We start from the raw sequence: 15,935 nt of genomic DNA on the forward strand, positions 1-15,935 counted from the left end.
GCGAGCGCCCCGGGCGGGCCGCGGGGGCACCGGCCCGCACCACACCCCCCGCCGACCCCTCACGCCCTACGCCCGGCGAGTGCGACACTGGAGAACGGCCAGTACACGCTTCGGAAGGTCAGCACATTGTCGATCCAGCCCATCCGCATCTTCGGCGACCCGGTCCTGCGCACGGCCGCCGAGGAAGTCGACACCTTTGACAAGGAACTGCGGGGCCTCGTGAAGGACCTGCTCGACACCATGCGCGACGAAGGCGGCGCCGGGCTCGCCGCACCCCAGCTGGGCATCGGCAAACGGGTCTTCTCCTTCGACGTCGACGACGTCATCGGCCACATCGTCAACCCCGTCCTCGAATTCCCCGACGAGGAGGAGCAGGACGGCCCCGAAGGGTGCCTCTCCCTCCCCGGGCTCTACTTCGACACCATCCGCCGCCAGAACGTCGTCGCCAAGGGCTTCAACGAATACGGCGACCCCCTCCAGATCGTCGGCACCGGCCTCATGGCCCGCTGCCTCCAGCACGAGACCGACCACCTCGACGGCATCATCTTCATCGACCGCCTCGACGCGGACCGCCGCAAGGCCGCCTTGACCGAGATCCAGGCCCAGGACTGGTACAACGAAGACGTCAAGGTCAAAGTCACCCCCCACGACGCCAAGGGTGTGTTCTTCAAACGATGAGGATCGTCTTCGCCGGGACCCCGGAGGTCGCACTGCCGACCCTCGAGGCCCTCCACGGCTCCGACCACGAGGTCGTCGCCGTCCTGACCCGACCCGACGCCCGCACCGGCCGCGGCCGCAAGGTCTCCCGCTCACCCGTCGCCGCCTGGGCCGACGAGCACGGCGTCGAAGCGCTCACCCCCGCCAGACCGCGCGAACCGGCCTTCCTCGAACGCCTCCGCGAACTCGACGCCGACCTCGTCCCCGTCGTCGCCTACGGCGCGCTCGTCCCGCCCGCCGCCCTCGCCGTCCCCCGCCTCGGCTGGATCAACCTGCACTTCTCCCTCCTGCCCGCCTGGCGCGGCGCCGCCCCCGTCCAGCACGCCGTGCTCGCCGGCGACGCCATGACCGGCGCCTGCGTCTTCCAACTCGAAGCCGGACTCGACACCGGCCCCGTCTACGGCCGCCTCACCGAGCCCATCGCCCCCACCGACACCTCGGGCGACCTCCTCGGCCGCCTCGCGGTCGCCGGAGCCCGACTCACCGTCGACGTCGTGAGCGCCCTCGAAGCCGGCGCGCTCGTGCCCGAACCGCAGCCCGAGGACGGCGTCACCTACGCCCCCAAGATCACCGTCGAGGACGCCCGCGTCCGCTGGGACCACCCCGCCTTCGCCGTCGACCGACGCGTCCGCGCCGTCACCCCCGCCCCCGGCGCCTGGACCGAATTCGAAGGCAGGCGCCTGCGCCTGGGCCCGGTCGCGATCGACCCCGAAGGCCCGAGCCTCGCCCCCGGCGAGGTCGCCCTCGCCAAGCGCGCCGTCCACGTCGGCACCGCCACCGAACCCGTCCGACTCGACCGGGTCCAACCCGCCGGGAAGCAACCCATGGACGCCGCCGCCTGGGGCCGCGGCCTCCAAACCGAGAGCCCGGTGTTCACATGAGCGACCGACGCAAGCGCGCCCGCCGCGAAGAGGCCAACGACCGCCCGAACGTCAACCCGCGCCGCGTCGCCTTCGACGCGATCCGCGCCGTCACCGCCGACAACGCCTACGCCAACCTCGTCCTGCCCCGGATGCTCGCCGAGACCGACAACACCGGACGCGACGCCGGCCTCGCCACCGAACTCACCTACGGCACCCTCCGCAGCCTCGGCACCCTCGAAGCGATCCTCGCCGCCGCCTCCGGACGCGACGTCCGCGCCCTCCAGCAGGACCTCGTCGACGCCCTCTGCCTCGGCGCCTACCAACTGCTCTACATGCGCATCCCCGCGCACGCGGCCGTCGCCACCACCGTCAGCCTCGTCAAGGCCGCCGTCTCACCGCGCGTCTCCGGACTCGCCAACGCCGTCCTGCGCAAAGTCGCCGCCAAAGACCTCGACGAGTGGGCCGAGGAACTCGCCACCGGCGACCGCCTCGCCGACCTCTCCCTGCGCCACGCCCATCCGAAATGGATCACCGCCGAAATCGAGGCCGTCCTCGGCCCCGACGAACTCCCCGCCGCGCTCGCCGCCGACAACGTCGCGCCCCCGGTCCACCTGTGCGCCAAGCCCGGCCGCATCACCAAAGGCGACCTCTCCCGCGAATCGCGCGGCGGCGTCCACGGGCAGTGGTCGCCCTACGCGGTCTACCTCCCCGGCGGCGACCCCGGCCGCCTCAAAGCCGTCGCCACCGGCCTCGCCCACGTCCAGGACGAAGGCAGCCAGCTCGTCGCCCTCGCCCTCGCCGAGGCCCCGCTCGAAGGCCCCGACCGCGCCTGGATCGACCTGTGCGCCGGACCCGGCGGCAAGACCGGCCTCCTCGGCGCCCTCGCCGCCCAGCGGGAAGCAGCCCTCGACGCCGTCGAGATCCAGCCGCACCGCGCCGAACTGGTCGCCAAGGCCGCCCGAGGACTGCCCGTCACCGTCCACACCGGCGACGGCCGCACCTTCGGCGAACCCGGCGCCTTCGACCGCGTCCTGGTCGACGCCCCCTGCTCCGGGCTCGGCGCGCTGCGCCGCCGCCCCGAGGCGCGCTGGCGCAAGCAGCGCTCCGACATCGACGACCTCGCGGTGCTCCAGCGCGAACTGCTCGCCGCGGGCCTGCGCCTGGCCCGCCCCGGCGGCATCGTCGCGTACGTGACGTGCTCGCCGGTCATCGCCGAGACCGAAGAGGTCGTCGCCGCGGTCCTCAAGGCCGGGGGAGCGGAGCCGGTCCGCTCCGAATGGCTCGCCTCCCGCGTGCCCGACTCCGCGCGCGGCGAAGCCTCGCAACTGTGGCCCCACCGCCACGGCACCGACGCGATGTTCCTGGCACTACTGCGCAAAACCGGGTAAACAGGCGCACAACGGTCGATAGGGCCTCGTCGGGAATATCCGGCGGGGCCTTGCCCCTTGCCAGATTGGTAGCGCTACCATACATTGACAAAGGTAAATGTTCTCCGGGTTTCCGGCATGAAAAGACCCCAAGGAGCACCGACATGCAACGACGACAACGACTCGCGGCCATCGTCGCGGGCGCGGCGACAGCGGCGGCCACCGCGCTGGGCGCGGCATTCCTGCTGAGCCCCAACGCGGGCGCGCAGGACGCAGAGGCAGCACAGGCGCAGGCACTGTGGACGAACCCGGACACGCAGGCGGCCCGCTGGGTCTCCCTGAACTCCGGCGACTCCCGCGCGAGCCTGATCAACGACCGCATCGCGCAGACCCCGGCGGGCAACTGGTTCACCCAGCACAACCCCGCCACGATCCAGAGCCAGGTCGCGGAGGTGGTCGCGGGCGCGGCCGCCGACGGCGCGGCGCCGGTCATGGTCGTCTACAACATCCCCAACCGCGACTGCGGCGGCCACTCCGGCGGCGGCGCCCCCGACCACCAGTCCTACCGCCAGTGGGTGGACGCGTTCGCGTCCGGCCTCTCGGGCCCGGCGTACCTCGTGCTGGAGCCGGACACGCTCCCGCACAACTGCTCCAACGACGCCGAGCGCCAGGAGATCAACCAGTCCCTGACCTACGCGATCCAGGCGTTCAAGGCCGCCTCGCCGCAGGCCCACGTCTACATCGACATCGGCCACTCGGACTGGCTCGCGCCCTCCGTCGCGGCCCAGCGCCTCCAGGACGCCGGCGTCCAGTACGCCGACGGCTTCGCGCTCAACACCTCGAACTACCGCACCAGCGAGGAGTCCGCCGGCTACGCCCAGGAGATCCAGAACATCATCGGATCCGACAAGGGCGCGGTCATCGACACCAGCCGCAACGGCAACGGCCCCTTGGGAGCCGAGTGGTGCGACCCGGCCGGTCGCGCGATCGGCGCCTTCCCGACCACCTCGACCGGCGTCGCGGGCGTCGACGCCTTCCTGTGGGTCAAGCTCCCCGGTGAGGCCGACGGCTGCGCCGGCAGCGCCGGGCAGTTCGTCGCCGACATCGCCTACGAGCTCGCCAACAACGCCGGTTCCGACTGGCCCGGCGACGTCGACCCGACCGACGGCCCCACCGAGGAGCCCACGGACGAGCCGACCGACGAGCCCACCGACGACCCGACCGACGAGCCGACGGACGACCCCACCACCGGTGGACCGGCCGAAGGGGACTGCACCGCCCGCATCCAGGTCGTCAGCGACTGGGGCACCGGCTGGCAGGGCAACGTCTTCATCACCACCGAGCAGGCCGTCAACGGCTGGACCCTCTCGTGGACCTGGCCCGGCTCGCAGTCGATCGAGAGCAGCTGGAACGTCCAGCTCTCCTCGAGCGGCTCGACCGTGACCGCCTCCGACGTCGGCTGGAACGGCACCATCGCCGCCGGCCAGACCCAGGAGGTGTTCGGGTTCGTGGCCTCCGGCCCCGCGGCCGACCTCGAATTCGCGTGCTGACGGGTCGAAACTCGACCTGAGTCTCACAAGCGTTGAGACGTCCGGCCTGCGTCGCGGTTTCGCGACCTACACTGTCCGTGTGGCACAGTTCCAAGCGGCGCAGGCCGACACCGTCATCGCCCCGAGTCTGCTGGCGGCCGACTTCGCCCGCCTCGCCGAGGCGGCCGACGCCGTCGAGGGGGCCGTCGACTGGCTCCACGTCGACGTCATGGACAACCACTTCGTTCCGAACCTGACGCTCGGACCCCCGGTCGTCAAGGCGCTCAAGGCCGCCACTGACATCCCGCTCGACTGCCACCTCATGATCGAGGACCCCGACCGGTGGGCCGTGGGCTACGCCGAACTCGGCGCCTACAACGTCACCTTCCACGCCGAGGCCGCCGCCGACCCCGTCACGCTCGCCAAGCGGTTGCGCGCGGCCGGCTCCAAGGCCGGGCTCGCCATCGACCGCGACACCGCCGTCGAGGACTACCTCGACCTCCTCCCCGAGTTCGACACCCTCCTGATCATGACGATCAAGGCGGGCTTCGGCGGCCAGTCGTTCCTGCCCGAACTCCTCGACAAGGTCCGCACCGCCCGATCCCACGCCCGCAGCGGCCATTTGGAGCTGCGCATCGAAGTCGACGGCGGCATCGCCGAGGACACCATCGCCGCCGCGGCCGAGGCGGGGGCCGACGCGTTCGTCGCCGGCACCGCGGTCTACGGCGCGGCCGACCCCGCCGATGCGGCACGGCGCCTTCGCGCCCGCGCCGACGCGGCGCGATCATCCGGATGAGCCGGCCATGCCAGCCACCCCTGATCTGGTCCTCATCGCCGACGCCGATCCCGAGATCGCCGAATTCCTCGCCGCACGCCTGAGAGCCGACGGCTTCGACACCGCGCTCGCCCGCGACGGCTACCAGGCCCTCGCCGGGATCGCCCTGCGCCGCCCCGGCATCGTCCTGCTCGAAGCCGACCTGCCGTTCATCGACGGCCTCGCCCTCACCCGGCAGCTGCGCGCCGACCCGGCCACCGCGAGCCTGCCGATCATCCTGCTGTGCGCGCAGGCCTCCTCGGCCGACAAGATCGCCGGCCTCAAGGCCGGGGCCGACGACTACATCGCCAAGCCCTTCGACCCCGCCGAGGTCTCCGCCCGCATCGGCTCGGCGATCCGCCGCCACCGCGAGATCCGCGAGTCCTCCCCGCTCACCGGGATGCCCGGCAACGACCGCATCCTGCGCGAACTCCAGGCCTGGATCAAACGCGGCGACCCGTTCGCCCTGTGCTACATCGACATCGACCACTTCAAGGCCGTCAACGACGTGTACGGCTTCGTGCGCGGCGACGAGTTCATCAAGGGCCTAGCCGAGTGCGTCTACGCCGCCGCCGGCGACGCCGGGGCCGCCCCGGTCTTCCTCGGCCACGTCGGCGGCGACGACTTCACGATCCTGTGCGCCCCCGAGCACGCCGAGGCCGTCACCGGCTTCCTCAACGAGCACTTCGCCCGCCGCGTCAAGCAGCTGTGCGACCCCCGCGACGTCGAGCGCGGCTACATCGAGCACGCCGACCGCAGCCGCCGCATGACCCGCTCGCGCCTGCCCACCCTCTCCACCGGCGTCGCCCTCTCCACCGTCCGCCGCTTCGCCGACGCCTACGAGGCGGTCGCCGAGGCCACCACCCTCAAGAGCGTCGCGAAGTCCCACACCGGGAACTTCGTGGCCTTCCCCGAGGGCCGTTCCCCGGGCAAAACGGGCAGAAGGCCCGTATTCTGGACGAACGACGGGTGACAGTGAGACGACACTCACGGAATAGGGACACCTCGATCCGACCGTGGCACAATTCCTAGTAGCAAACGCGCGTCAGCGGGGTCGGTGAAACTCCGAGCCGGCGGTGAGCGGCGACAAGCCGCGAGTCCGCGACCCGTCCGCAACCAGCGGACGGTTGACCTGGTGAGATTCCAGGACCGACGGTCAAAGTCCGGATGGGAGCAGACGCAGCGCAGGAGTCCACCCGTGGGCGCTCTGCGCGGAATCCTCTTGCCCCCGCCTGCGTGCGCACCGCCTCGCAAGGTAGGGAGTTCCATCCGTGTTCACCGGAATCGTCGAAGAACTCGGCGAAGTCGTCAAGGCCAGTGAAGCGTTCCTGGCCGTCCGCGGGCCGCTCGTCACCTCGGACGCCGCCCTCGGGGACTCCATCAGCGTCAACGGCGTCTGTCTCACCGTCGTGGCCGTCGAAGACGAGGTCTTCACCGCCGACGTCATGGAGGAGACCTACCGCCGCACCGCGATCGGCAAACTCCGCGAAGGCGACCGGGTCAACCTCGAGCGCGCCGCCACCCCCACCACCCGCCTCGGCGGGCACCTCGTGCAGGGCCACGTCGACGGCGTCGCCGAGATCGTCAAGCGCACCCCGGCCGCCGAGTGGGAGGAAGTCTCCTTCCGCCTCCCCGCCGGCCTGGCGAAGTACGTGGTCGAGAAGGGGTCGATCACCGTCGACGGCACCTCCCTCACCGTGGCCGCGATCGAAGGCGACGAGTTCACCGTCGGCCTGATCCCCACCACCCTGGAAGCGACCACCTTGGGCCGCAAGCAGGTCGGCGACCAGGTCCACATCGAGACAGACGTCGTCGCCAAGCACGTCGAGAAACTCCTTCAAGGCTCAACCGCATTCGCGCCCGCGCAGGCGTCCGACGAGAGAGGCCCCCGATGAACGACATCCATTTGGACGCCGTGGAGGACGCCATCGCGGCGATCGCCGCGGGCAGGCCCGTCATCGTCGCCGACGACGCCGACCGCGAGAACGAGGGCGACCTCGTCTTCGCCGCCGAGGACGCCACCACCGAGCTGGTCGCGCTGACCATCCGCCACACCGGCGGCTACATCTGCGTCGCCATGCCCTCGGCGACCGCCGACCGGCTCGACCTGCCCCCGGCCCACCACACGAACCAGGACAACAAGGGCACCGCCTTCGCCGTCTCGGTCGACGCCCGCAAGAACGTCACCACCGGCATCTCGGCCGCCGACCGCGCCCAGACCATCCGGGTCCTCGCCGACCCGGACACGCTCGCGACCGACCTCAACCGGCCCGGCCACGTCGTCCCGCTGCGCGCCAAGGACGGCGGGGTGCTCGTGCGCCGCGGCCACACCGAGGCGGCCGTGGACCTCACCCGCCTCGCCGGGAAGGCCCCGATCGGGGCCATCTCGGAGATGATGAACGACGACGGCTCGATGATGCGCCTGCCCGAGCTGCGCGCCTTCGCCGACGAGCACGGCCTGGCGCTCATCACCGTCGCCGACCTCGCCGCCTGGCGCCAGCGCAACGAGGTGCACGTCAAGCGCCTCGCCGAGGCCCGCCTGCCTCTGGAGGCCGGGCAGTTCACGGCCGTGGGCTACCGCGCGGTGTACGACGGCAACGAGCACGTCGCCCTCGTCAAGGGCGACATCGGCGACGGCCGGGACGTGCTCGTGCGGGTCCACTCCGAGTGCCTCACCGGCGACGCGTTCGGCTCGCTGCGCTGCGACTGCGGCCCGCAGCTCCAGGCCGCGCTGCGCGCGATCGAGGCCGAGGGCCGTGGCGTGGTCCTGTACATGCGGGGCCACGAGGGCCGCGGCATCGGCCTGGTCCACAAGCTCCAGGCCTACCAGCTCCAGGACCAGGGGCGCGACACGGTGGACGCGAACCTCGAACTGGGCCTGCCCGCCGACGCCCGCGACTGGGCCATCGGCGCGCAGATCCTCGAGGACCTCGGCATCAAGTCGATGCGGCTGCTGACGAACAACCCGGAGAAGCGCGCCGGGATCGAGGGCCACGGCCTCGAAGTGCTCGACCGGGTCGCCCTGCCGACCTACGCCACGCCCGACAACCTCGCGTACCTGACGACCAAGCGCGACCGCATGGGGCACCTCCTCGCGGACCTGCCCCTGGCCGAGCCGGTCGTCACCGCGCCGGTCACGGCCGCGCCGGTCCCGATCGAGCCCGCCGCGAAAGCGCCCGTCTCCTCCTGCAAGGCGGCCTGACATGGCCGGACACGGGGCACCCGAGGTCCACGCGCCCGACGCGTCCGGGCTCACCCTCGGCATCGTCGCCACGGACTGGAACGAGTCGGTGGTGGGCCAGCTGCTCAAGCGGGCCCTCGAAGCCGCGGCCGACGCCGGAGTCGCCGAGGTGAAGGTCCTGCATGTGGCCGGCGCGGTCGAACTGCCGGTCGCCGCTCAGGCGCTGGCCCGCAGGTACGACGCCGTGGCCGCGCTCGGCACCGTCATCCGCGGCGGCACCGCCCACTTCGACTACGTGTGCAAGTCCGTCACCGAAGGGCTCACGCGCGTCGCGCTCGACGAGTCGACGCCGGTGGCCCACGGCGTGCTCACCGTGGACGACCAGGAGCAGGCGCTCGCCCGCGCCGGCTTCCCCGACTCCACCGAGGACAAGGGCTACGAGGCGGTCGTGGCCGCGCTCGGCGCGGCCCTGGCGATCCGCTCGCTCGACGCTCGCGAGTAGGCCGACTCCGCACTCCTGCCGCACCCGTTGCCCCGCAACGGGTGCGGCTGCTCATTCCCCGGTCCGCAGTCCGTCCAGCAGCCGGTCCAGCGCCCGTTCGGTGTCCTCGCGCGCCCGCTCGCGGTCGGTGCGCGCCAGCCACAGCGCCGCCTCGTTCATCGCCCCCGACAGCAGCCGCGCGAGCGGCTCGACCGGCTCGTCCGCGATGACGCCGGCCTCGACGAGCGAGGCGAGGGCCTCGGCCAGGTGCCGCGCCGAGGACTCCTCGTCCATGGCCCGCCACTCGTCCCAGCCGAGCACGGTCGGCGCGTCCACCAGGAGGATGCGCCGCACGTCCGGGTCCGACCCGGCCGCGAGGAAGGCCCGGCACCCCGCCCGCAGCCGCTCCCACGGGTCCTCGTGCCGGTCGGCCTCGGCGGCCACGCGCTCGCCCAGCTCCTCCTGCGCCTCGGCGGCCACGGCCCTGAACAGCCCGAGCTTGCTCCCGAAGTGGTGGTAGGCCGCGCCCTTGGTGACCCCGGCGGCCTGCGCGACCTCGGCGAGCACCACCTCGTGGTACCCCTCGGCGCCGAACCTGCGGCGCCCCTCCGCCAGCAATGCCCGCCGCGTCGCGGCCCGCTGCTCGGTCCTCGTGACTGCCACGCCTCGCCCTCCTTTTTCACATACCCGGAGTATGTTAACATCGAGACTCACATACCGAAGGTATGTGAAACCGACCCACTCAGCAGGAGATCCGCCATGGGCACCAGCCTCAGCAGTTTCTATCCGGTGATCGCCACCGGCGACGTCGCCGCCGCGCACGAGTTCTACGTCCGCCACTTCGGCTTCGCGGCCACGTTCACCGCCGACTGGTACGTGAGCCTGCACCGGCCCGACGCGCCGCACTACGAGCTCGCGCTCCTCGACGCCGCGCACCCGACCGTGCCCGAAGGCCATCGCACCGCCCTCAGCGGCGGTCTGATCCTCAACTTCGAGGTGGACGACGTGGACGCCGAGCACCGCCGCCTCGTCGGCGAGGCGGGCCTGCGCGAGCTCCTGCCGCTGCGCACCGAGGAGTTCGGTCAGCGCCACTTCATCGTCGAGGCCCCCGACGGCGTCATGATCGACGTCATCACGGTCGTCCCGGCGACCGGGGACTACGCCGAGCAGTACGCCCCGGGGCATGCCCCGGACGCGTAGCCGCGCTCAGCTGTAGTGCTGGAACGCCGGCCACAGCTCCTCCCAGGTCCCGTTCGGCCCCTGGCAGACACCGACGGTCCGGCCCTGCTCCTCGTTCTCGACGCCGATCCCGTTGTCCAGCACCGCGACCGCTTCGCAGGAATCGAAGTATCGGCTCACCCGCGCCAGCGGCAGCCCGACCGTGATCACCGTGTCCGCCGCCTCGGTCGGCGGCCCGTACTCGTGCAACTGGTTGTGCCCGCTGTAGACCGGCGGCAGATCCTCGCCGAAGCGGTCCAGGGCCCCGGCCTCGCCGTAGTTCGCGGTGATGACGATCGCCTCCGTCCCGGCCGGGAGACCGTCGTACACCGCCTGCACCTGGTCGGTGTACGCCTGCCAGCCGATCTGGTCGGGCACCGAGGAGTTCATCGCCGGGACCGGCGTCTCGCCCACCGACTCGGCGGGGATCAGCGGCAGCGCGACCACCGCGGAGACGGCGGTGTTCAGGCCGACCGCGGCCACCAGGAGGACCCGGCGCCCCCTGGAGGCCGCCCAGGCGGCCACCGGCACGCACCCGGCCGCGTACAGGGCGATGAGCAGGCCCATCGGGTAGTAGAACTGCCCGCCGGTCGCCAACGTGACCACCAGCAGGATCGGATAGGCCACGGCGAGAGCGCGGACCGGGCGCCACTGGGGCCTGCGCAGCAGCGCGACGATCCCGGCGATCCAGACCGGCACGAGGAAGGTCCCCAGCAGCACGAACTGGAACGGCAGCAGCAGGATCCGGTTCTCGGCGCCGTCGGTCTCGTTGATCGCCGAGGCCATCTCCAGTTGCGGCCAGCCGTTGACCGCCTGGTAAATCAGGTTCGGCGAGCCGACGACCAGCGCCAGGGCGACCCCGGCCCACAGCCACTTCGAGGCCAGCGCCCGGCGCGGGCCCACCGCGAGGAGCGCGACCGCGACGCTGAGCAGCAGCAGGACCACCAGGTGCTTGTTGTAGAGGCCGACCCCGGTGACCGCGCCGACGGCGAGCCACCAGCGCGCATCGCGCGTGAGGGCCCGGATCGCGAAGAGCAGCACGGCCGCCCACACCACGAGGTCCACGGTGGCCGTCGAGAGCAGGTGCCCGAAGGCGAGGGCCACGCCCGCGAACGCCAGGCCCCACGCGCAGAGCGCCTGCGCGGCCTTGCCGCCGCCGAGTTCGCGGACGGTGAGCACCGCCAGCCACAGGACCGCGACCATGCACAGGACGGCCGGGACGCGCATGGCCCACACGGTGTCGCCGAAGAGCGCGATCGCCGCCTTCCCGATCAGCGGGGTGAGCGGCGGCTGGTCGACGTGTCCCCAGGCCGGTTCGAGCATCCGGAAGTACAGCTCGTCGCGGTGGTAGTCGTATCCGGCGTTCGTCGCGGCGAGGACCGCGGTGAGGACCAGGCTCGCGAGCGCCGGGTGGAGGCGGAAGAGGGGTCGCATGCGGGGCCTTTCGGGATCGAGGGGCACGGGAGTCCCCGGTGTCCTCAGAGCATCCCGCAGGGTGCGGTGCCGCGCAAGCTCATCGGGCGTCCCGGATCGTCTCGATCGCCTCGTGGAAGGCGGGCGCGGCCCGCTCGAAGTGGTCGGTGAGGAAGGCGATCTCGTCGGGGGAGCAGGAGGCGAAGACTTCGGCGAGGCGTTCGCGGGCGGGGGCCAGAACGGTGTCGAGTTCGATCGCCTCGGCCTCGACCGCTTCGACGAGGACCCGCCTGCGGTCGGTCGGGTCGGGGACGCGGCGCACCAGGCCGCGCTCCTCCAGGCGGTCGATGAGGCGGGTGGTGGCGCCGGTGGTGAGGCCGGTCTTGGCGGCGAGTTCGCCGGAGGTCATGCGCCCGTAGAAGGAGAGCGTGCCGACGGCGTAGAGGTCGGTCGGGCCCATGCCGACGGCCTGCGCGGTGGCGAGGCCGTGGAGGACGATCGCGTTGAGGTAGCGCGGGTAGACGGCGCCGAGCTTCGCGAAGTCGGGACTTGACACGACTGATTCCCTTCCTTAAGCTAATATCTGCATCAATGCAGAGAATGAACTGATGCAACCATTGCTCAAGCTACCAGAAAGGGAGCCGATGGACACCGAAGCCGTCACCGCGCTCATCGACCGCACGGTCGCCGCCTGGGGCCAGGGGGACGCCGAGGCCTACGGCGCGAGCTTCACCGCCGACGCCACCTACGTCACCTTCGTCGGCACCCTCTACCGCGGCCGCGAGGAGATCGTCCGCGCCCACCGGGCCCTGTTCGAGAAGTTCCTCCTGGGCACCGAACTCGCCGACCGGATCGTCGACATCCGCCCCGCCGGACCCGGCGCCGCGGTCGTCACCAGCCGCGGCGACGTCTACAAGCACGGCAGGCGGCCCGAGGACGCCAAGCTCACGAAGGTCCAGACCTACACCGTCGTGCGCGAGGACGACGGCGAATGGCGGATCGCCGCGTTCCACAACACGAAACGCAGGACGATCATGGAGCGGATCCAGTTCGCGTTCGCGCGCGAGACCGCCCCGGTGTGAGCCGCGATGATTTCGCGGGCCCCGGCTCGTCTGCACCGGGGAGACCGACAGAGGAGACGACATGAGCGACCCGAAGCCGCAGGCCATCGACTACACCTTCACCGCGCGGATCGAGAAGGACGGCTCCTTCCCGACCTACCTGACCGTGCCCGGCTCGGCCGAGCTGCTCGGCACCCGCAAAGCGGTGAAGGTGACCGGGACGCTGGACGGCCACGAGTTCGCCGCGACCCTCATGCCCTCAGGGCAGGGCCCGCACTGGCTGCCGGTGCGCGCGGCCCTGTGCAAGGCCATCGGCAAGGGCGAGGCCGGCGCCGAGGTGACCGTCCACCTGTCCCAGCGCCTCACCTAGGGCGTCGTGCGGCCCATCTGCGCTCGCTTTGCTGCCGGGCTTTCGAAAGAACCCCAGTACTCGAAGGCCCCGCCGCGGCTTCGGCGACGCTTGCAAGCCGTGCGATGCGCACGGTGAGCGAACGAATGGACTCGGACACCGACTCGCCGGGGTTCGTCATCACCCCCTGGCGTCGACGCGCGCGAAGTACGCGTCCACCAGCGGCTTCCCGACCCCGGTCATCCACTGCTCGAACGTGAGCAGGCCCGGGTGGATCCGCCGCAGCGCCGCGATGTCGACCGCGAACCGGGTCTCGTTGATCGCCGTGAGCATCTTCGCCGTCGACGGGCTCGACTCGCGGACCACCTCGATCGGGACGGCGGTGTACGGCACCTCGCGCCCGACGACGCGGCCGATCAAGGCGGCCTTCTCGACCTGCGTCAGGTCGTCCCCGGCCAGCTCGTAGGCCTTCCCGGCGTGCGCGACGGGATCGGCGAGCGCGATCGCGGCGAACGCCGCGATGTCGTCGGCGGCGATGAGCGGCTCGTACGTGTCGGCCCACAGGGTGGAGACGAGCGCGCCGTTCTGGAGTTCGCGCGGCGAGTCGAAGGTGTTCTCCATGAAAGCGGTGGGCCGCAGGACCGTCAGCGCCAGCCCCGTCTCCCGCAGCGCCGCCTCGGCGGCGGCCTTGCGTCCCAGCATGTCCATCTCGCCCTCGAGCGGCATCCCGACCCCGATCGCCGAGGAGTGCACGACGTGGCGCACCCCGGCGTCCTTCGCCGCCGCGCCGAGCTTCGCGGCCGCGCGCGCCTCGTGCTCCAGGTCGTCGCCGTACGGCCCGCCCTCGTACGAGCCGGCGTGGACGCTGAAGACGCCCCAGGCGCCCTCGGCGGCCCGGTCCAGCGAGGCCCGGTCGTCCAGGTCGCCGGTCACGACCTCGGCGCCCGCCTCGGCGAGCGCCCGCGCCTTCGCTGCGGAGGCGTCCCGGGTGAGGGCCCTGACCTTCCAGCCGTCGGCGAGCAGGCGAGCGGCGACGGCCCCGCCCTGGCGTCCGGTCGCGCCGGTGACGAGGACGGTCTTCGCGGTGGATTCGGTGCTGCCGGCTGCCATGCGCGGCTCCTTTCCGTTCCTGGGGCCGCCGACTAGTATCGGAGTCGACGACCCGGTTCCTGAAACGGAACAGTACACCCGTTTATTTTCGATCGCGAGAGGGGCACCCGTTGCACACCGCGGCCAAACGCGCCGAACGCGTCGACGCCCAGCGCAACCGCCAGAAGGTCCTGGAGACGGCCGACCGCCTGTTCGGCGAGCGCGGCACCGCGGTCTCCCTGGGGGAGATCGCCGCCGCCGCCGGCGTCGGCGCGGGCACCGTCTACCGGCACTTCCCGACCAAGGACGCGCTCATGGCCACCGTCCTCGACCTGCGCACCGAGCAGCTCACCGCCCGCGGCCGGGCCCTGCGCGAGGAGTGCGCGCCCGGCGCGGCATTCTTCGCGTTCCTGCGGCACGTCTCCGACCAGGCGCTGGCGAACCGCGCGATCTGCGAGGCCCTGGCCTCGCGGGGGGAGTGGCGCCGGCCGCTGCCGACCGAGGGCCGCTGCGTCATCGACTCGCCCCTGGCCTCGCTGCTCGCGAGCGCCCAGGAGGCCGGCGAGGTGCGCGACGACCTGGACGTGGAGGACGCGCGGGCCCTGATGCTCGGCTTCGTGGCCATGGCCCAGACCCTCGAGTCGCCCGAGCGGGCCTGGGTGCTCACCGAGATCCTGTTCGACGGCCTCCGTCCCGGTCCGAAACGAAACCCCGGGATGCATAACGAAACCGCGACCGCACTCGGCTCCCGTAACGAAACGGAACGGAACTGCCCGGTGTGCGGCGGCGCCCTGTCGCTCTCGCCGACCGGCCGCCCCGCCACGTACTGCTCGTCGGCGTGCCGCCAGAAGGCGTTCCGCGACAAGCGGAGAACCGCGGGGCCCTCCGCCCGTGAGGCCCGCGAACCCCGACCCGGCAAAGCCGGCGCCCGCGAACCCTAGAGCGGAGGGCCCTGCGGCCCCCGCCTTTCTCCTAGGTCGACAGCGAGTAGCTGTTCACCCGGAAGTCGTAGCCGCCCGCGGCCGAGGTGATCTCCCAGCCGAACTGGATCTGGTCGATCCGCACGTTCGGCATCCGGCCCTGGTTCACCAGCCACTGGCAGATCGCGGTGATGTCCACCGACCCGCTCGTCGACTGCGAGGTCGCCAGGAAGCTGTAGACCGGGTTGGCGCCGTTGCTGCCCTGGAAGTAGTCCCAGTTGCGCCCGCCGAGGTTGAACTGGCCCTCGTGGGACCCGAGCGGGCCGACCGGCCCGTGCCACTGGGTCCAGATCATGATCTCGTGGTCGTGGCCGTTGCCCCACACGTCGTAGGCGCTGTTGTAGGCCAGCCCCGAGCCGCTGGTGGGCACGGTGATGCTGTGGGAGCTGGAGACGCTCCCCATGTTGGAGACGTTGCGCCCGAGCGTGTACGAGACGTTCGGGTAGGACTTGATGCCGCCGGTGTTCGGGTGGTCGGCCCATACGCCCCAGTCGGACTGCGAGTTCGCCCAGATGGACTGGTAGCCCGCGCCCGAGCCCCAGATGTTGTTGTAGAGCGTGTAGGGCCCGGTCGTCCAGTTGCCCCACTGGTCGTCCGAGGACCAGGTCTGGGCCTGCGCGGGGGACTGGAGTGCGCCGACGGCGCCGGCGGTGGCCAAGGGGGCGGCCAGAGCGGCGGTGAGGAGCGATCTGCGTCGCATGACGAGCACGCCTTTCTCTCAGTTGCGGTTTCAGTCACCGGCATTCATGTTGACGAATGTCGATATATTAATTAGACCACACGCCCAAATTAATGTCTAGTCCCGGTTTGCCCCACCTGTACCCCAGCGTGATCCCGGTCTCGGCCGTCCCGCACTGCGGTAGCCGGGCCGCG

18 protein-coding genes and 1 riboswitch are annotated in these 15,935 nt (G+C 71.6%); of the genes, 13 read left to right on the forward strand and 5 right to left on the reverse strand.

Going from position 1 to position 15,935, the window contains the following annotated elements; genetic code table 11:
• The first annotated feature begins 126 nt into the window (after positions 1-126).
• The 9 genes from def (at position 127) to ribH (ending at position 8,973) form a co-directional block, all read left to right on the forward strand.
• Positions 127-678, forward strand: coding sequence for a peptide deformylase (def, locus tag IF12_RS0108150; RefSeq protein ID WP_030156698.1), 552 nt, complete (start codon positions 127-129; stop codon positions 676-678).
• Positions 675-1,598: a methionyl-tRNA formyltransferase gene (gene fmt, locus IF12_RS0108155; RefSeq protein WP_030156700.1), complete on the forward strand. Its 924-nt coding sequence runs from the start codon at positions 675-677 to the stop codon at positions 1,596-1,598. Before def ends, fmt begins: the two co-directional genes overlap by 4 nt.
• Positions 1,595-2,968 (forward strand): RsmB/NOP family class I SAM-dependent RNA methyltransferase, encoded by a 1,374-nt coding sequence (locus IF12_RS0108160; protein WP_051704121.1) that lies wholly within the window; start codon positions 1,595-1,597, stop codon positions 2,966-2,968. Before fmt ends, IF12_RS0108160 begins: the two co-directional genes overlap by 4 nt.
• A 143-nt stretch (positions 2,969-3,111) precedes the next feature.
• Positions 3,112-4,497 carry a glycoside hydrolase family 6 protein gene (locus IF12_RS0108165; RefSeq protein ID WP_030156704.1) on the forward strand — a complete coding sequence of 462 codons (1,386 nt, stop codon included), beginning with the start codon at positions 3,112-3,114 and terminating at the stop codon, positions 4,495-4,497.
• A gap of 79 nt (positions 4,498-4,576) precedes the next feature.
• On the forward strand, positions 4,577-5,272 hold the full coding sequence (rpe, locus tag IF12_RS0108170) for a ribulose-phosphate 3-epimerase (RefSeq protein ID WP_030156706.1): 696 nt from the start codon (positions 4,577-4,579) through the stop codon (positions 5,270-5,272).
• Positions 5,273-5,279: 7 nt separating this feature from the next.
• Complete coding sequence (locus IF12_RS0108175) at positions 5,280-6,263, forward strand: diguanylate cyclase (protein WP_081913393.1); 984 nt, start codon at positions 5,280-5,282, stop codon at positions 6,261-6,263.
• 67 nt (positions 6,264-6,330) lie between these two features.
• A riboswitch (FMN riboswitch) is annotated at positions 6,331-6,473 on the forward strand.
• 88 nt (positions 6,474-6,561) lie between these two features.
• Complete coding sequence (locus IF12_RS0108180; RefSeq protein ID WP_051704122.1) at positions 6,562-7,185, forward strand: riboflavin synthase; 624 nt, start codon at positions 6,562-6,564, stop codon at positions 7,183-7,185.
• Positions 7,182-8,492 (forward strand): bifunctional 3,4-dihydroxy-2-butanone-4-phosphate synthase/GTP cyclohydrolase II, encoded by a 1,311-nt coding sequence (locus IF12_RS0108185; protein ID WP_081913395.1) that lies wholly within the window; start codon positions 7,182-7,184, stop codon positions 8,490-8,492. Before IF12_RS0108180 ends, IF12_RS0108185 begins: the two co-directional genes overlap by 4 nt.
• Before the next feature lies 1 nt (position 8,493).
• On the forward strand, positions 8,494-8,973 hold the full coding sequence (gene ribH / locus IF12_RS0108190; RefSeq protein WP_030156716.1) for a 6,7-dimethyl-8-ribityllumazine synthase: 480 nt from the start codon (positions 8,494-8,496) through the stop codon (positions 8,971-8,973).
• Positions 8,974-9,024: 51 nt separating this feature from the next.
• Here the strand turns inward: ribH and IF12_RS0108195 are convergent, their stop codons facing one another.
• Positions 9,025-9,615 carry a TetR/AcrR family transcriptional regulator gene (locus IF12_RS0108195; protein ID WP_030156718.1) on the reverse strand — a complete coding sequence of 197 codons (591 nt, stop codon included), beginning with the start codon at positions 9,613-9,615 and terminating at the stop codon, positions 9,025-9,027.
• Between the two features lie 96 nt (positions 9,616-9,711).
• Between IF12_RS0108195 and IF12_RS0108200 the strand changes: the two genes are divergently transcribed.
• Complete coding sequence (locus IF12_RS0108200) at positions 9,712-10,152, forward strand: VOC family protein (protein ID WP_030156721.1); 441 nt, start codon at positions 9,712-9,714, stop codon at positions 10,150-10,152.
• Positions 10,153-10,158: 6 nt separating this feature from the next.
• Here IF12_RS0108200 and IF12_RS0108205 read toward each other — a convergent pair whose 3' ends face one another.
• Complete coding sequence (locus IF12_RS0108205; RefSeq protein ID WP_030156723.1) at positions 10,159-11,604, reverse strand: glycosyltransferase family 39 protein; 1,446 nt, start codon at positions 11,602-11,604, stop codon at positions 10,159-10,161.
• A gap of 79 nt (positions 11,605-11,683) precedes the next feature.
• Positions 11,684-12,139, reverse strand: coding sequence for a MarR family winged helix-turn-helix transcriptional regulator (locus IF12_RS0108210; RefSeq protein WP_030156726.1), 456 nt, complete (start codon positions 12,137-12,139; stop codon positions 11,684-11,686).
• A 52-nt stretch (positions 12,140-12,191) separates the two neighbouring features.
• Here IF12_RS0108210 and IF12_RS0108215 point away from each other — a divergent pair, with 52 nt between their 5' ends.
• Positions 12,192-12,665, forward strand: a complete 474-nt coding sequence (locus tag IF12_RS0108215; protein WP_231492455.1) for an SgcJ/EcaC family oxidoreductase — start codon at positions 12,192-12,194, stop codon at positions 12,663-12,665.
• Between the two features lie 61 nt (positions 12,666-12,726).
• Positions 12,727-13,014, forward strand: coding sequence for a DUF1905 domain-containing protein (locus tag IF12_RS0108220; RefSeq protein ID WP_030156728.1), 288 nt, complete (start codon positions 12,727-12,729; stop codon positions 13,012-13,014).
• Between the two features lie 159 nt (positions 13,015-13,173).
• Here IF12_RS0108220 and IF12_RS0108225 read toward each other — a convergent pair whose 3' ends face one another.
• Positions 13,174-14,103 carry an NmrA family NAD(P)-binding protein gene (locus IF12_RS0108225; RefSeq protein WP_035748698.1) on the reverse strand — a complete coding sequence of 310 codons (930 nt, stop codon included), beginning with the start codon at positions 14,101-14,103 and terminating at the stop codon, positions 13,174-13,176.
• Positions 14,104-14,213: 110 nt separating this feature from the next.
• Here IF12_RS0108225 and IF12_RS0108230 point away from each other — a divergent pair, with 110 nt between their 5' ends.
• Positions 14,214-15,023, forward strand: a complete 810-nt coding sequence (locus IF12_RS0108230; protein ID WP_051704123.1) for a TetR/AcrR family transcriptional regulator — start codon at positions 14,214-14,216, stop codon at positions 15,021-15,023.
• Between the two features lie 31 nt (positions 15,024-15,054).
• On the opposite strand, the gene IF12_RS0108235 is transcribed toward IF12_RS0108230, so the two are convergent.
• Complete coding sequence (locus IF12_RS0108235; protein WP_030156731.1) at positions 15,055-15,762, reverse strand: hypothetical protein; 708 nt, start codon at positions 15,760-15,762, stop codon at positions 15,055-15,057.
• Positions 15,763-15,935 lie beyond the last annotated feature (173 nt).

This window comes from Glycomyces sp. NRRL B-16210 (genome assembly GCF_000719515.1).
Taxonomy (GTDB): Bacteria; Actinomycetota; Actinomycetes; order Mycobacteriales; family Micromonosporaceae; genus Glycomyces.

Coding starts and splice junctions, on each gene's coding strand:
- fmt (WP_030156700.1), top strand. CDS start 675: ATGAGGATCGTCTTCGCCGGGACCCCGGAGGTCGCACTGCCGACCCTC.
- IF12_RS0108160 (WP_051704121.1), top strand. CDS start 1,595: ATGAGCGACCGACGCAAGCGCGCCCGCCGCGAAGAGGCCAACGACCGC.
- IF12_RS0108165 (WP_030156704.1), top strand. CDS start 3,112: ATGCAACGACGACAACGACTCGCGGCCATCGTCGCGGGCGCGGCGACA.
- IF12_RS0108175 (WP_081913393.1), top strand. CDS start 5,280: ATGCCAGCCACCCCTGATCTGGTCCTCATCGCCGACGCCGATCCCGAG.
- IF12_RS0108185 (WP_081913395.1), top strand. CDS start 7,182: ATGAACGACATCCATTTGGACGCCGTGGAGGACGCCATCGCGGCGATC.
- ribH (WP_030156716.1), top strand. CDS start 8,494: ATGGCCGGACACGGGGCACCCGAGGTCCACGCGCCCGACGCGTCCGGG.
- IF12_RS0108200 (WP_030156721.1), top strand. CDS start 9,712: ATGGGCACCAGCCTCAGCAGTTTCTATCCGGTGATCGCCACCGGCGAC.
- IF12_RS0108205 (WP_030156723.1), bottom strand. CDS start 11,604: ATGCGACCCCTCTTCCGCCTCCACCCGGCGCTCGCGAGCCTGGTCCTC.
- IF12_RS0108215 (WP_231492455.1), top strand. CDS start 12,192: ATGCAACCATTGCTCAAGCTACCAGAAAGGGAGCCGATGGACACCGAA.
- IF12_RS0108220 (WP_030156728.1), top strand. CDS start 12,727: ATGAGCGACCCGAAGCCGCAGGCCATCGACTACACCTTCACCGCGCGG.
- IF12_RS0108225 (WP_035748698.1), bottom strand. CDS start 14,103: ATGGCAGCCGGCAGCACCGAATCCACCGCGAAGACCGTCCTCGTCACC.
- IF12_RS0108235 (WP_030156731.1), bottom strand. CDS start 15,762: ATGCGACGCAGATCGCTCCTCACCGCCGCTCTGGCCGCCCCCTTGGCC.